The sequence below is a fragment of the Candidatus Fukatsuia endosymbiont of Tuberolachnus salignus genome (assembly GCF_964030845.1).
Taxonomy (GTDB): domain Bacteria; phylum Pseudomonadota; class Gammaproteobacteria; order Enterobacterales; family Enterobacteriaceae; genus Fukatsuia; species Fukatsuia symbiotica.
Genome location: NZ_OZ034983.1, coordinates 764,909 through 780,679 on the forward strand (window position 1 = coordinate 764,909; position 15,771 = coordinate 780,679).

A 15,771-nucleotide genomic window follows, 5' to 3' on the forward strand; every position below is an offset into this window, starting at 1 on the left:
ATGCCCAATAATCAATAAATAATGCGATACTGGCCAAATTAACTTTATATCAGGGGACCACTAAATGATCCAATCTGTTCCAGCGATATTTTTAGATCGGGACGGTACTATAAATATCGATCACGGGTACGTATATAAAATTGATAATTTTCAGTTTATAGAAGGTGTAATTGATGCCTGCTGTGAATTAAAGGCAATGGGATTTGCTTTGGTGCTGGTGACTAATCAATCTGGCATTGCTAGGAAAAAATTTACGGAAGCACAGTTTATAACCTTGACCGAGTGGATGGACTGGTCATTAGCTGATCGTGGTGTAGATCTTGATGGCATCTATTTCTGCCCTCATCATCCCGAAGGCCGTGAAGATAAATACCGTCAGCTTTGCGATTGTCGTAAACCATTACCCGGTATGTTACTGCAGGCGAAAAACGAGCTACACATCGATATGGCGGCTTCTTACATGGTTGGAGATACAATCGAAGACATGCAGGCGGCTCAGGCTGCGCATGTTGCTACTAAAGTATTGTTAAGAAGCGGTAAAGAAACGACCACAGCCGCTGTAGCAGCCGCTGATTGGGTGCTGGACAGTCTAGCCGATTTACCTGCAGTGATTAAAAAAAGAGATAAATAATTTGGCGTTACCTGTAAGTAAGTACAAAAAAAATAAAATTTGTTATAAACCCTTGCCATTCTTAAATAGCTCCCTATAATGCGCACCTCATTGGAATGGTGATCGGCAGTGATTTGCTGAATAGTTTATCCGATAGAACGAAATTCAAGACAAGAAAATCTTGACTCTCGACAAGGGAAGCGTAGAATTCGCCCCCTCGCGTTGTACAGATAGCCGGTTGATATAGATACCGATAAGTGGTCAACGCCTTGCTCTTTAACAATTAATCAGACAATCTGTGTGGGCACTGGCAATATGCTATCGCTTGGTTTTGAAAAAGACTGGGCAAAAGCAAGAATAAAGTGCTGAAGAATGTATGAATCCGTGATCGTTTTGTTTTTTACTGCAAAGTGGTTGAGGCTGATTTCATATTGAAGCGCAGAGCAGTAAATAAAATTGAAGAGTTTGATCATGGCTCAGATTGAACGCTGGCGGCAGGCCTAACACATGCAAGTCGAGCGGCATCGGGAAGGTAGCTTGCTATCTTTGCCGGCGAGCGGCGGACGGGTGAGTAAAGTCTGGGGATCTGCCTGATGGAGGGGGATAACTACTGGAAACGGTAGCTAATACCGCATGATGTTACGCGACCAAAGCGGGGGACCTCCGGGCCTCGCGCCATCAGATGAACCCAGATGGGATTAGCTAGTAGGAGAGGTAATGGCTCCCCTAGGCGACGATCCCTAGCTGGTCTGAGAGGATAACCAGCCACACTGGAACTGAGAGACGGTCCAGACTCCTACGGGAGGCAGCAGTGGGGAATATTGCACAATGGGCGCAAGCCTGATGCAGCCATGCCGCGTGTGTGAAGAAGGCCTTCGGGTTGTAAAGCACTTTCAGCGAGGAGGAATGAAGCAATGCAAAGAGTGTTGCTAATGGACGTTACTCGCAGAAGAAGCACCGGCTAACTCCGTGCCAGCAGCCGCGGTAATACGGAGGGTGCGAGCGTTAATCGGAATTACTGGGCGTAAAGGGCACGTAGGCGGTTTCTTAAGTCAGATGTGAAATCCCCGAGCTTCACTTGGGAACGGCATTTGAAACTGAGAGTCTAGAGTTTTGTAGAGGGGGGTAGAATTCCAGGTGTAGCGGTGAAATGCGTAGATATCTGGAGGAATACCGGTGGCGAAGGCGGCCCCCTGGACAGAGACTGACGCTGAGGTGCGAAAGCGTGGGTAGCAAACAGGATTAGATACCCTGGTAGTCCACGCTGTAAACGATGTCGATTTGTAGGTTGTGGTTATAAACTGTGGCTTGCGGAGCAAACGCGTTAAATCGACCGCCTGGGGAGTACGGCCGCAAGGTTAAAACTCAAATGAATTGACGGGGGCCCGCACAAGCGGTGGAGCATGTGGTTTAATTCGATGCAACGCGAAGAACCTTACCTACTCTTGACATCCAGAGGAGTCGACAGAGATGTTGACGTGCCCTTCGGGGAGCTTTGAGACAGGTGCTGCATGGCTGTCGTCAGCTCGTGTTGTGAAATGTTGGGTTAAGTCCCGCAACGAGCGCAACCCTTATCTTTTGTTGCCAGCACGTAGAGGTGGGAACTCAAGAGAGACTGCCGGTGATAAACCGGAGGAAGGTGGGGATGACGTCAAGTCATCATGGCCCTTACGAGTAGGGCTACACACGTGCTACAATGGCGTATACAAAGAGAAGCGAGCCTGCGAGGGTGAGCGGACCTTATAAAGTACGTCGTAGTCCGGATTGGAGTCTGCAACTCGACTCCATGAAGTCGGAATCGCTAGTAATCGTGGATCAGAATGCTACGGTGAATACGTTCCCGGGCCTTGTACACACCGCCCGTCACACCATGGGAGTGTTTTGCAAAAGAAGTAGGTAGCTTAACCTTTGGGATGGCGCTTACCACTTTGTGAACCATGACTGGGGTGAAGTCGTAACAAGGTAACCGTAGGGGAACCTGCGGTTGGATCACCTCCTTACCTGAAGATAGGTATTGCGTGGTGTCCACACAGATTGTCTGATAGAAGTAATGAGTGTTTTTTATAGAAAAAGCGAGCCGAGCTAAGGAATTGGTTTGGTTTTGTACCTTGTTGGGTCTGTAGCTCAGGTGGTTAGAGCGCACCCCTGATAAGGGTGAGGTCGGTGGTTCAAGTCCACTCAGACCCACCAACAGGCTCCGATGTTGCGTTAGTATGGTATTTATTGTGCCATCAAGGGTTACGTCTCTGCGTTTTGCTTGGGGAGCTGTTGCGATGAGGTCGTCGCTTTTTTTATACGTTGCATGGGGCTATAGCTCAGCTGGGAGAGCGCCTGCCTTGCACGCAGGAGGTCAGCGGTTCGATCCCGCTTAGCTCCACCATGTAAAACCGTTTCAGAATATATTGATGCTGCAAGGTGGAAATGTATTGTGGAACAGTTGCTCTTTAATAATCTGGAACAAGCTGAAGCTGAGGCGATGAAGTCATGCGTGATGAAAATTAGGCGTGTGTCGTTGTGAGAACTCAGTACCCGAAGACAATTTCGGGTTGTAAGGTTAAGTAATGAAGCGTACAGGGCGGATGCCTAGGCAGTCAGAGGCGAAGAAGGGCGTGCAAATCTGCGAAAAGCGTCGGTAAGCTGATATGAAGCGAGAGAGCCGACGATCCCCGAATGGGGCAACCCAGTGCAATAAGTTGCACTATCGTTAGATGAATAAATAGTTTAACGAGGCGAACCGGGGGAACTGAAACATCTAAGTACCCCGAGGAAAAGAAATCAACCGAGATTCCCCTAGTAGCGGCGAGCGAGGGGGGAGCAGCCCAGAGTGTGTATTGTTAAGAGTGGTTAGGGGAATGACCTGGAAAGGTCGGCGATAAAGGGTGATAGCCCCGTACCTAAAAATGCGCTGACATTGCACTCAAAGAGTAGAGCGGGACACGAGAAATCCTGTTTGAAGACGGGGGGCCCATCCTCCAAGGCTAAATACTCCTGACTGACCGATAGTGAACCAGTACCGTGAGGGAAAGGCGAAAAGAACCCCGGCGAGGGGAGTGAAAGAGACCCTGAAACCCTGTACGTACAAGCAGTGGGAGCCTTGAATAGGGTGACTGCGTACCTTTTGTATAATGGGTCAGCGACTTATATTTTGTAGCAAGGTTAACCGTTTAGGGGAGCCGTAGGGAAACCGAGTCTGAATAGGGCGACGAGTTGCAAGGTATAGACCCGAAACCCGGTGATCTAGCCATGAGCAGGTTGAAGATAGGTTAACGCCCGTTGGAGGACCGAACCGACTTATGTTGAAAAATGAGCGGATGACTTGTGGCTGGGGGTGAAAGGCCAATCAAACCGGGAGATAGCTGGTTCTCCCCGAAAGCTATTTAGGTAGCGCCTCGTGAGATTATCTTCGGGGGTAGAGCACTGTTTCGGCTAGGGGGCCATCCCGGCTTACCACCCCGATGCAAACTGCGAATACCGAAGAATATATCACGGGAGACACACGGCGGGTGCTAACGTCCGTCGTGAAGAGGGCAACAACCCAGACCGCCAGCTAAGGTCCCGAAGTCATGGTTAAGTGGGAAACGAAGTGGGAAGGCGAAGACAGCCAGGATGTTGGCTTAGAAGCAGCCATCATTAAAAGAAAGCGTAATAGCTCACTGGTCGAGTCGGCCTGCGCGGAAGATGTAACGGGGCTAAACCATGCACCGAAGCTGCGGCAGTGGTGATTACAGATGTAATGACTGTTGGGTAGGGGAGCGTTCTGTAAGCCGCAGAAGGTGAATAGAGATGTTCACTGGAGGTATCAGAAGTGCGAATGCTGACATAAGTAACGATAAAGCGGGTGAAAAACCCGCTCGCCGAAAGACCAAGGGTTCCTGTCCAACGTTAATCGAGGCAGGGTGAGTCGACCCCTAAGGCGAGGCTGAAAAGCGTAGTCGATGGGCAACAGGTTAATATTCCTGTACAGTTTGTTATGACGAAGTGGTGACGGAGAAGGCTATGTTATCCGGGAGACGGTTTACCCGGTTCAATCGTGTAGGGAGTGCAGTTAGGCAAATCCGGCGGCACACAATCTTGAGGCGAGATGAGGAGGTACGTAAGGTACGTAAGTAACAGATGCCCGGCTTCCAGGAAAAGCCACTAAGTGAGATGTAACAGACGATCGTACCCGAAACCGACACAGGTGGTCAGGTAGAGCATACTAAGGCGCTTGAGAGAACTCGGGTGAAGGAACTAGGCAAAATGGTGCCGTAACTTCGGGAGAAGGCACGCTGATGTAGGTGAGGCACTGAGAACGTGCTGAGCGTATGTGAGTCGCAGAGACCAGCTGGCTGCAACTGTTTATTAAAAACACAGCACTGTGCCAACACGCAAGTGGACGTATACGGTGTGACGCCTGCCCGGTGCCGGAAGGTTAATTGATGGTGTAATCTGCGAGGAGAAGCGCTTGATCGAAGCCCCGGTAAACGGCGGCCGTAACTATAACGGTCCTAAGGTAGCGAAATTCCTTGTCGGGTAAGTTCCGACCTGCACGAATGGCGTAATGATGGCCAGGCTGTCTCCACCCGAGACTCAGTGAAATTGAACTCGCTGTGAAGATGCAGTGTACCCGCGGCAAGACGGAAAGACCCCGTGAACCTTTACTATAGCTTGACACTGGGACTTGAGAACTAATGTGTAGGATAGGTGGGAGGCGACGAGATGTGGACGCCAGTTTGCATGGAGCCGTTGTTGAAATACCACTCTTTAGTTTTTGATTTTCTAACTTAGCGCCGTGACCCGGCGCAAGGACAGTGTCTGGTGGGTAGTTTGACTGGGGCGGTCTCCTCCTAAAGCGTAACGGAGGAGCACGAAGGTTAGCTAATCACGGTCGGACATCGTGAGGATAGTGCAAAGGCATAAGCTAGCTTGACTGCGAGAGTGACGGCTCGAGCAGGTACGAAAGTAGGTCTTAGTGATCCGGTGGTTCTGAATGGAAGGGCCATCGCTCAACGGATAAAAGGTACTCCGGGGATAACAGGCTGATACCGCCCAAGAGTTCATATCGACGGCGGTGTTTGGCACCTCGATGTCGGCTCATCACATCCTGGGGCTGAAGTAGGTCCCAAGGGTATGGCTGTTCGCCATTTAAAGTGGTACGCGAGCTGGGTTTAGAACGTCGTGAGACAGTTCGGTCCCTATCTGCCGTGGGCGTAGGAAGATTGAGGGGGTCTGCTGCTAGTACGAGAGGACCGGAGTGGACGCATCGCTGGTGTACGGGTTGTCATGCCAATGGCATAGCCCGGTAGCTAAATGCGGAAGAGATAACCGCTGAAAGCATCTAAGCGGGAAACTTGCCCCGAGATGATTCTTCCCAGAGATAGTAATCTCCGAAGGGACGTTTAAGACGAAGACGTAGATAGGCTGGGTGTGTAATTGCAGTGATGCATTGAGCTAACCAGTACTAATGACCCAGGAGTCTTAACCTTACAACACCGAAGTTGTTTTATGTTGATTCAGCTTGCTTCTAGAAGCAGACATGTTGAGAGAGACATGTTGAGAGAAAGAATTTGCCTGGCGGCCCTAGCGCGATGGTCCCACCTGATCCCATTCCGAACTCAGAAGTGAAACATTGTAGCGCCGATGGTAGTGTGGGGTTTCCCCATGCGAGAGTAGGACACTGCCAGGCATCCATTTTTAAGGTAGTAGTTGGTATCCGAAAGGGTTATATTGGACAGATACTAAGGTAACTGAAGCCCTGTGTGAAAACGCAGGGCTTCAGTTTTTTGTAATACCAATGCGACTCACTAGTGCATTGATATTGGTTTTTTACTTTAGTCAAACTATTTGACAACGTCTACTCACTCTTTGTTGGTGAGAGCGGGGTACCGGTATGTGGTAGTACGGTGTTCCTCTACAAGCAATGTTTTTGCTTTAGTGACTGAAATGCGAACAGTTTATGAGAGCGTTTGTTTCAATTAGACTTCTTGTAAAATCGTTGTTCGTTATGTGAAGTTAAGGCGCATGGTGTGCAGTAACCTTCGTTAGCATACGAGTATGTGCGGATTGTGAGCACCGTGTCACACCGAATTCACACCACACAGCAGATTATGCAAGAGGTCTATTGATGAACATTGTTATGACGACAACCATGGAGTTAATAATGGAACAACTCAATCATTTTCTCTTTACTTTGATCAATGCTACTCCTGCGTCTACTTTTGAGACGATTACATTTGCCATTGTACTTGCTAGATATGCTATTTTCATTATCCCTTTGTTATTGATTGGCCTGTGGTTATGGGGGACAGCAAATAGCATGGTATTACAGCGTCAACTGGTTATTAAAACGGCTATTGCTTTAGTTTTTTCGATGTTACTCTCTGCTGTCATTGGCCGGTTGCTACCCCATGAACGACCTTTTGTTGAAGGTTTTGGTTATATTTTTTTGGCTCATGTTCCTGATAGCTCTTTTCCAAGTAACCACGGTAGCGCAATATTTACTTTTGCACTGGCTTTTTTATTTTGGCATAGGCTGTGGTCTGGCATGGGTTTGATCATCATTGCATTGGCTATTGCTTGGTCACGGATCTACCTCGGTGTTCACTGGCCGTTGGATATGCTGGGTGCATTTTTCGTTGGGCTTATGGGCTGTTTATTGTCACAAGGGGTATGGCATTTATTGGGTGATTGTATTACTCAATATTTGTTTAAGTTCTACCGTTTCTGCTTTGCGTTTCCTATTAGTAAAGGCTGGATAAAAGCGTAAATTCTATCGTTGAGGCTATCCTATCACCAGCAACGTCACATTTAACTCAAAATTCACAGTACTCGCTACGGTTTTGCAAAAGCCTAATTATAAATTACCCTGGGTATGGCCATTATTGTTCCGATTAGAAATAGAACCACTAACCCGACTGAGTCTGTCTGTACGTATTTGGAAAGGTGGGAACGGTAGGGTAATGCCATGTTCTCGATACCCAGCGAGTATCAGCTGATGGATATCATGCCTTAGCGGCATCCTATGTCCCATTTCGGCAGCGTAAATACGTAATTCGAAGATCTGAATCCCCTGCTGTATATCGGTTAGATACACCTCTGGAGCCGGTGTATCCAATACAAGTGAACAACAGCGTGATGCGATTAATAATATCTCAGTGACTTCTTCACTATTGGCTTCGATAGGTGCTGGAACGGTCAAAACGACTCGAGTGATCGGATCTGATAGCGACCAATTGGTAAATTGTTCCGTGGTAAATGCTTTATTTGGTACGATAATTTCTTTACGATCCCAGTCAGAAATCGTGGTCGCTCTGGTGTTGATTTTTGTCACGCTACCCGTGAGATCACGGACAGTAACGGTATCGCCGATACGGATCGGTTTTTCAAACAAGATGATCAGGCCGGATATAAAATTGTTAAAAATATCTTGTAAACCAAAACCCAAACCAACACCTAAAGCAGCGACCAACCATTGAAATTTTGCCCACTCAATACCCAATAATGAGAAACCTACCATACCACCGAGTAGCATCAGCAGATATTTGGTAATGGTGGAAATGGCATAACCTGTACCAGGAGCAAGATTCAAATGTTGTAATAAAGCCAATTCCAGTAGCGCGGGTAAATTACGCACTAATTGAGTAGTGACGATGACGACCAAAATAACAATTAATATCGATCCCATACTGATAGGTTGTATGCTTTCCACTCCGTTGAGCGTAGTGGTGACATCCCACAGACGGATGTTTTCCAAAAAGCCAAAAGCAGAATGAATCTCCGACCATAGGGCGATAACGGAAACTAAAGCGATCATAGTGAGAATCGATCTGACTAGCCGTAGTGACTGGGCGCTGATTACATCGAGATTAATCATAGGCTCTTCGGTTTCGTTGGCGCTTTCAGGATTGATACCGAAGGAAACATCATCGTCTCCACGTGCCCGTTGTGCCAAAATATCGGCACGCCGTTGCTTGGCGCGGTCAAATGCAATACGTCGCCGCTGAATCAACATCCAACGCCGAATAATATGGTAAATGACTAGCAAAAAAAACCAGATAGCAACCGAAGTTTCTAAACGTACTAGCAACTCTTGAGCAGTGGTGAGATAACCCAGTGCTGAAGCCAGCGCTGCAACTAAAGGAGCAGAAAGTAATAGTTCCCATAATGCACGATTGAGCCTATTCTCACCATGACCTTCCTTATCCAGATACAGCGGGATGCCAGCACGTTTCAAACTGTTGGTCACTAGACTGAGTGCGACGCATAATAGAATAAAACATAGCCGTCCTAAGGTACCTGCAAATTCACGATCGCTATAATTTTCAAAAGTAATCAGAGCTATCATCAGTGGAACAATCAGCCATACCGACATGCGGTAGAAACGCATTGCTCTGGCAACCTGTGCAGGATGCCAGCGAAAGTGAGCGATAAATAAGCCGTGAGGATGTGTAAAAGCACCACTTATCATAAATATCCATAGCACGGGTACTGTCGCGGTAACAGCGATACCAATATCTCCCGCCATCGGGTAAGACCAGGCGTTCTGTAAACCATAACCCAGCGCTGCCCACAATACCGGCAACGGTAACGCTATCAGGATTGACCAGAACACTGTGCGTAATGTTAATGAAAATTTATCTTGATTAACCTTACCAATGTAGCTGTTTGTCCGTTCGAGAAACGCATAATAATGGCGACGAGAGCTAATACTGAATCCGACAAAGAATAATGCGCCAACAATCGGGATTAGTGTCTGCTTATTGGTTATCATCATCACCAAGGCACCCCCGAGTTGTGATAGGGTATCAAGAGAGAGTAAGCGAGTAAGATCGCGAGCAACATTAATCGGATAGGAGAGAGAAAGCGGATTGACATCGGCGACCCAAAACAAATAACGGTGTGCAGCTTCACGCACTTCATTGAGTGCATCCACCAGCTGACTATCCGCGACTTTAAGTTTGGTCAGTTCCAAAATTTGGGTATCGTAACCCGATAGCAGCACATTAAGCAGCTGGCGCTGTGTACGCAATTGTGCATCAAGAATACGTTGTTGTTCGATAGTGAGCAGGTCACCATTATCTTGGGTGAACTTCACTCCATGTTGTTGTTTTTCTAAAGTATCTTCTAGATTGAGTCGTTGGACGCGTAATTGAGCCATATCACGATCTAATTGCTGAGATTTTGGCATCTCGGGTAATCTGGCTACCTGCATTCTCAGAGTTTCCCCCAAGGCGGCGGACACGCTAATCCACTGCGCTTGTTCACGAATAGTACTCAACGCTTGACGTACTTGTAGTGCTTGTGCTGCGGCTGTACGTTGCGAAGCCGCAATTGCATTCATCCGTTGAGTTTGCTGCTTCAGCGCATAAGAAAGTGTACGGTTAGTTTGTAACTGGTTACTGATAGATGCCGGTAAACCGATCCCTTGTCCTGCCAGTGACTCGGTACGTTGCAACGCTTGTTCTGCTTCTTGCTGCCGCTGATTATTGATAGTGTTACGCAAAATCTGCAATAACGCATCCATACGTTCATAGCGCTTTTTGTATAACTCAGCACGTATCCGCGAAAGCTCCTGTCTGTTATTAGCAGAAAGTTGGGATAACTCCAATTCATTAACTGTTGCTTTACGAGCTACAATTTCTGCTTGTAGCAAAGAAAACCTGGCTTGCGCCAGGGGTGTCATTGGATTGCTGTATGACTGGAGTCGTTGCTTAGTTTCAGCAAGAATGTGCCGTGCGTCTGATTGTTGCAATGGTACCTGCACAATAGAATCGCTAATTTCTCGTGCACGTTCCTGCTCCTGTTGCATCTGGTGCTCTAAATCTGATAGCTGGCTACTGGTTTTAAGGATCTGTTGTTCGAGTTCGTTGGTGGTAAAAGTAGCAGGTACCAGTGGCGATTTGTCATTTTCCTCCGCTACCTTTTGCTGTAATGTTTTAATTAGCTTAGGGAAATTATTAATAACAGCTTGATACTGACTAGACCGGTCTTTGGACTCTTTTGCTTCTTCCAACCAATTAAGCGCCCCTTGTAACGCCTGAACAATTTCTGCATGATTGGGCATCTTGGTATTTAACGACACCTGTTGCAGATCTTGCTTGAGCTGCGTTTCATCGATCTGAGTTGCCGCCTGAGCCGGTATAGTGAATAACAGAGGAAATAGGCATATCATTATCAGGCGCACGTGATGCTTCCTTATTTTCTTTCTGTTGGTTACTTCGTTATTCCACCTCGCGTTAAGATGTTGCCGGTGTCACAACCGCTTCTGCCAACGGCTCACCCACACGGGTAATGGAACCATTGCTTAGTTGCACATCCAAATAAACTTTATTCTCTGCAAACAGATTGATTACCGTAGAGCCTAATTTAAAATGCCCCATTTCCTGCCCTTTCTCCAACACGATAGCCCCTTCATCACCGGCAGCGGGATAAGTCCAACGGCGTATTACACCCTCTCTTGGCGGGGTAACGCTACCTGCCCAGACTGTCTCTATACTGCCGACAACAGTCGCACCGACCAAAATTTGTGCCATAGTGCCAAAAGCGGTATCAAAGATACAGATGACCCGTTCATTACGAGCGAATAGATTAGGAATATTAGCTGTTGTCAACGGATTAACTGAAAATAGATCACCTGGAACATATATCATTTCACGCAATACACCATAACAAGGCATATGCACTCGATGGTAATCATGAGGAGCCAAATAAGTGGTTATAAATTGACCGTTTTGAAATTCTGCCGCCAACTGATAATTGCCCGCTAATAACGCTTCTAAACTGTAATTATGCTCTTTAGCCTGCAAAATTTGCCCATCACGGATAGTTCCTAACTGGCTGATAGTACCGTCAGCGGGTTGGACCAATACCTGATCGCCAGCAGCGATAGGGCGAGCATCAGCATGGAGTGGGCGTACAAAAAATTCATTAAAAGAGTGATAGGACGAAAATTCGGGGTTCTGTGCATCTTTCATATCCACTTTATAATAGCGACTGAACGTTTTTATCGCTAACTGGGTTAACCAACCCGCTTGTTTGTCAGCTCCCCAGCCAGCTAACAGCGTCAGCCACTGCTTAGGAAGTAAATATTGCAATTTTATTTTGATACGTTCTAGCATAAAAAAACCTCATGAAAAGTCATAAGTTATCAAGGCTACTGCACGCCAGGCGCCTTGACTTTGCATAACGAACTACGGTTTTGCAAGAAGTCTACTATTGTAAACTGCTAATTATAAATATCAGTCATCAAAAAATGATTTTCGGGGCTTCATCTGTTCCAAGCTTTCCAAGATACGATGATAGTTATCAAAACGTTGTTCAGCAATATCACCACGCTCAACAGCATCACGTAATGCACAGTCGGGATCGTTGAGATGACGGCAATCACGGAATTTACAGTGTCCCAAATAGTCACGAAATTCGATAAACCCTTGAGTCACTTGTTGTGGTGTTAAGTGCCAAAGACCGAATTCACGCACGCCAGGCGAATCAACCAAATCACCACCCTGTTGAAAATGATACAAACGGGACACCGTAGTAGTGTGTTGGCCCAGATTCGAGTTATCTGAAATCGTGTTAACAAGAATTTGTTTTTCAGTGGCAGGTAATAAGGCATTTAATAGACTGGATTTACCGACTCCTGATTGACCAGCAAAAATACTGATGCGCCCAGTCAATACTTGAGCAAAAGCCTTCATTCCTTCTCCGCTGAGACTGGAAACTTTAAATACAGGGTAATTCATATGTTGGTAGATAGCCATCATGCCATCAACCCATTTATGACCAGCGTCATCCAGTAAATCAATCTTATTTAACAGGATTAATGGCTTTATCTTCAAGGTTTCACAGACTACCAGGTAGCGATCGATAATATTAAGCGATAACTCGGGCAAGATGGCAGAGACAACAATAATTTGGTCAATATTAGCGGCGATAGGTTTCACACCATCATAAAGGTCAGGGCGCGTTAAAACAGAAGTGCGTGGATGAATGGCGTCGACAATACCTTTTACCTTGATTCCTTCCTGCCGCTCAATACCTGGGCGCCACACTACACGATCACCGGTCACCAGAGAAGAAAGAGTGCGACGAATATTGCAACGGTGCTGCACCCCATCGCTGGCCTCTACATCAGCATGCTGACCAAAGCGACTGATGACGATACCTTGTTGCGCCTCACCGAAGGATGAGTCATCGGGTGATAAGTTATCCGTACGTAATCGGCGCTGATGGTTTGCCTGTACTCGACGTTGTTGGCCTTTGGACAGTTTATTTTTGCTCACTGTACCTCACTTAATTCTACATTTGTCGCTTAGGAAGCCTTAAAAGGCTATGATACACATTATTCTATCAATTAACTCTTTGTTTAACCTTCTGGTGGTTGTTTGATCTGAGCATCGCTCAAGAAGATTTGGAACAGGTTCTTACATTTATGCAGGTAGAAATTATTATGGCAGAAAATGAAAACCGTCTAATCTGGATAGATTTGGAAATGACGGGTCTTGATCCACAGAAAGATCGCATCATCGAGATCGCCACCCTCGTGACCGATGCCAACCTGAGTATTCTTGCCAAGGGGCCGGAACTGGTGGTACACCAATCTGACGATCAACTTGCTCTGATGGACGAGTGGAATGTTAAAACTCACACCGAAAGCGGCTTGTTTAAACGGGTAAGAGAAAGCACGGTTACAGAGAGTCAAGCTGAATTACGGACGATTGCATTTTTAGAAGAATGGGTACCCAAGGGGAAATCACCGATTTGTGGTAATAGTGTGGGACAGGATCGCCGTTTTCTTTTCCGCTATATGCCGATTTTGGAAGCTTACTTCCACTATCGCTATCTGGATGTCAGTACCTTGAAAGAGCTAGCTCGTCGTTGGCAGCCTGAAATACTTGAAGGCTTTACAAAAAAAAATAACCATCGAGCATTGGAGGATATCTGTGATTCAGTCGCTGAATTAGCTTATTACCGTGAACATTTTATCCGCTAATTATCACGTATATTACAGGACAAAAACGTTGGCTTATGTGTTTGGTCGTCCGCTCTTTCAGATAAGCTCAACCTCATGACAAGGCAGTCAAAATGTATCTAAAAAGAGATATTTTCCTAGATAAAACTCAAAAAAAAGATGATGTAACACCCTCTCCCATTGTCATAAGACGGTGCCGCCTTATGGACGCAGTACTGTTTACTTTTTGATTCATCAAAATTAGCGATATGTCCGACGGATAGAGAAGAAACGACAACACCATCGTCTGAGTCTGCCATAAAAAAACAGCTTAAAAATTGGGATAGCAATTTGGATGAAAGAGTATTGGAGCAGATGTATACCCGTGATCAATGAAGATGCTTGATTTTGAAGTCGATAAGGATCATGCTCATAGCCATGAAAATAGAGCTGACTGCTGACCAGAAAATTACCCTCGAAGCCCAACATCGTCAAAGCCATGACCGCCGTGTCTGTGACAGGATCCGGTGTGTTTTGTTGTCCGCAGACGGCTGGACTCCCCCTATGATTGCTCACTCACAGCTCATTAATGAAACCACGGTGCGGCGCCACCTTACAGACTATCATAAACTCAACAAGCTCAAGCCTGAAAATGGCGGCTCCGATGGCTATCTCAATGCGGAACAGACCACGTCGCTGGTTGAACATCTCACCCAGCCGCTCTACCACCACAATCACCAAATTGTGGCCTATATCGCTGGACGCTGGAACATCACCTTTACCGTATCAGGTCTGTATAAAGGGTTGAAGCAGCAGGGCTTTAGCTATAAAAAGCCGAAAGGTGTTCCGCATAAATTTGCCGTTGAGAAACAGCAGCAATTTATAAAGACCTACAGCGAATTGAAAGACGCCGCGGGTAATGACCCCATACTGTTTATTGATGCCGTTCATCCGACACAAACCACCAAAATAAGCTACGGCTGGATACGAAAAGGCCAGGATAAAACGATAGAGACCACCGGGAGCAGAACGCGGTTGAATATCATGGGAGCCTTGAACATCCAGAATGTGGCTAACCCCATAATCCGTGATGATGAGACGATTAACAGCGAAAATGTGGTTCACTTCCTGTCTGCCATTCGCGCGCATTATCCCATCACGACAACGGCACATGTGATCCTCGAGGGTGCAGGCTATCACCGTTCACAGCTTGTGCAAGACGCCGCGCTTACGTTGAATATCCAGCTTCATTACCTTCCGCCGTATAGCCCGAATCTAAACCCGATAGAGCGATTGTGGAAGGTGATGAATGAGCAAACACGAAACAATAGATATTACCCATCTAAACAGAGTTTTAAGAACGATATCTTAAACTTCTTTGAGGTGAAGCTACCACAAATGGCAAGTTCTCTGGTATCTCGCTTAAACGATAATTGCCAGGCGCTAAATCCTGCATCTTGATTTCACTTGGGTATATATGCGGCTCCACTCGATTTTTTTCGAGTGGTTTTTTACGGCTTATTTCCACCAAGGCTGGCTCACCTCCCTGCTCATACAGCTTTTTAAAACGGTAATAACTGTCTCTGCTGTAGCCCATGACTTTACACGCTGACTGAACATTACACAGCTGTTTTGCCAGGTCAAGTAAGCCGAGTTTCGGTTTGATTATTTTTGCTGTTTGATTCATTTCTAACACGCCTTCATTTCATATTAAATATATTGAAATGTCAGATTAAATTCAAACTTTTACACTGCTATATCGTCCAGCTATATCGTCCAGCTATATCGGCGAGCACAGGAGATTTCGGATAGGCTCTAAGTAATCGGATAGGATGGAACATGCACATATTGTCTGTTGATTGTTCAAATGAAATATAAGTTGGGAAAAATTGTTTGACTTATAAGTGTGGGAAAGTAATATGTGCGCCACGCGGTGCCTATAAGCCTCTCGAGGAGATTAGGTGCAATTCGAAAGAAGCGTAGGTGAGGTGGCCGAGAGGCTGAAGGCGCTCCCCTGCTAAGGGAGTATATGGTTAAGAGCCGTATCGAGGGTTCGAATCCCTCCCTCACCGCCATGTAGTTTATGCATCCATAGCTCAGCTGGATAGAGTACTCGGCTACGAACCGAGCGGTCGGAGGTTCGAATCCTTCTGGATGCACCAAATTCAATGTCAGTGAGTATTAGCAACTGACTGTAATTTGTAGTAGTTCAAACTTAACCTGACAGACACAA

The 15,771-nt window shown here is 46.4% G+C and carries 7 protein-coding genes, 4 tRNA genes, 3 rRNA genes and 1 pseudogene; 11 read left to right on the forward strand and 4 right to left on the reverse strand.

What is annotated here, in order from left to right; all coding sequences use genetic code 11:
* Nucleotides 1-64: 64 nt before the first annotated feature.
* The 7 genes from gmhB to ybjG all read left to right on the forward strand — a co-directional run bounded on the left by gmhB (nucleotide 65) and on the right by ybjG (nucleotide 7,355).
* Nucleotides 65-631: a D-glycero-beta-D-manno-heptose 1,7-bisphosphate 7-phosphatase gene (gmhB, locus tag AAHH42_RS03865; RefSeq protein ID WP_072549920.1), complete on the forward strand. Its 567-nt coding sequence runs from the start codon at nucleotides 65-67 to the stop codon at nucleotides 629-631.
* A 432-nt stretch (nucleotides 632-1,063) separates the two neighbouring features.
* A 16S ribosomal RNA gene (locus tag AAHH42_RS03870) occupies nucleotides 1,064-2,610 on the forward strand.
* 113 nt (nucleotides 2,611-2,723) lie between these two features.
* Nucleotides 2,724-2,800 (forward strand) — tRNA-Ile (locus tag AAHH42_RS03875).
* Between the two features lie 114 nt (nucleotides 2,801-2,914).
* Nucleotides 2,915-2,990, forward strand: a tRNA-Ala gene (locus AAHH42_RS03880).
* A gap of 172 nt (nucleotides 2,991-3,162) precedes the next feature.
* A 23S ribosomal RNA gene (locus AAHH42_RS03885) occupies nucleotides 3,163-6,075 on the forward strand.
* Between the two features lie 84 nt (nucleotides 6,076-6,159).
* Nucleotides 6,160-6,275: ribosomal RNA gene (rrf, locus tag AAHH42_RS03890) — 5S ribosomal RNA — on the forward strand.
* The 16S, 23S and 5S rRNA genes sit together here with 2 tRNA genes alongside, the layout of an rRNA operon.
* 474 nt (nucleotides 6,276-6,749) lie before the next feature.
* Complete coding sequence (ybjG, locus tag AAHH42_RS03895; protein WP_072551110.1) at nucleotides 6,750-7,355, forward strand: undecaprenyl-diphosphate phosphatase; 606 nt, start codon at nucleotides 6,750-6,752, stop codon at nucleotides 7,353-7,355.
* 87 nt (nucleotides 7,356-7,442) lie between these two features.
* On the opposite strand, the gene mscM is transcribed toward ybjG, so the two are convergent.
* The 3 genes from mscM to rsgA form a co-directional block, all read right to left on the reverse strand.
* Nucleotides 7,443-10,760 (reverse strand): miniconductance mechanosensitive channel MscM, encoded by a 3,318-nt coding sequence (gene mscM, locus AAHH42_RS03900; RefSeq protein ID WP_072551112.1) that lies wholly within the window; start codon nucleotides 10,758-10,760, stop codon nucleotides 7,443-7,445.
* Between the two features lie 64 nt (nucleotides 10,761-10,824).
* A complete protein-coding gene (gene asd, locus AAHH42_RS03905) occupies nucleotides 10,825-11,706 on the reverse strand; it encodes an archaetidylserine decarboxylase (RefSeq protein WP_342221719.1) in 882 nt (293 codons plus the stop codon).
* 120 nt (nucleotides 11,707-11,826) lie between these two features.
* Entirely contained in the window at nucleotides 11,827-12,870 is a 1,044-nt protein-coding gene (gene rsgA / locus AAHH42_RS03910) for a small ribosomal subunit biogenesis GTPase RsgA (RefSeq protein ID WP_072551108.1), read from the reverse strand.
* A 167-nt stretch (nucleotides 12,871-13,037) separates the two neighbouring features.
* On the opposite strand from rsgA, the gene orn reads away from it, so the two are divergent.
* Both orn and AAHH42_RS03920 read left to right on the forward strand, forming a co-directional pair.
* Nucleotides 13,038-13,580 (forward strand): oligoribonuclease, encoded by a 543-nt coding sequence (orn, locus tag AAHH42_RS03915; RefSeq protein ID WP_072551111.1) that lies wholly within the window; start codon nucleotides 13,038-13,040, stop codon nucleotides 13,578-13,580.
* 396 nt (nucleotides 13,581-13,976) lie between these two features.
* Nucleotides 13,977-14,999: an IS630 family transposase gene (locus tag AAHH42_RS03920; protein ID WP_342222008.1), complete on the forward strand. Its 1,023-nt coding sequence runs from the start codon at nucleotides 13,977-13,979 to the stop codon at nucleotides 14,997-14,999.
* A 12-nt stretch (nucleotides 15,000-15,011) separates the two neighbouring features.
* On the opposite strand, the pseudogene AAHH42_RS03925 reads toward AAHH42_RS03920, so the two are convergent.
* Nucleotides 15,012-15,225 (reverse strand): annotated as a pseudogene (locus AAHH42_RS03925) (helix-turn-helix domain-containing protein); the annotation flags it as partial.
* A gap of 295 nt (nucleotides 15,226-15,520) precedes the next feature.
* Here AAHH42_RS03925 and AAHH42_RS03930 point away from each other — a divergent pair.
* Both AAHH42_RS03930 and AAHH42_RS03935 read left to right on the forward strand, forming a co-directional pair.
* Nucleotides 15,521-15,613 (forward strand) — tRNA-Ser (locus tag AAHH42_RS03930).
* Between the two features lie 10 nt (nucleotides 15,614-15,623).
* A tRNA-Arg gene (locus AAHH42_RS03935) sits at nucleotides 15,624-15,700 on the forward strand.
* The last annotated feature ends 71 nt before the right edge of the window (nucleotides 15,701-15,771 follow it).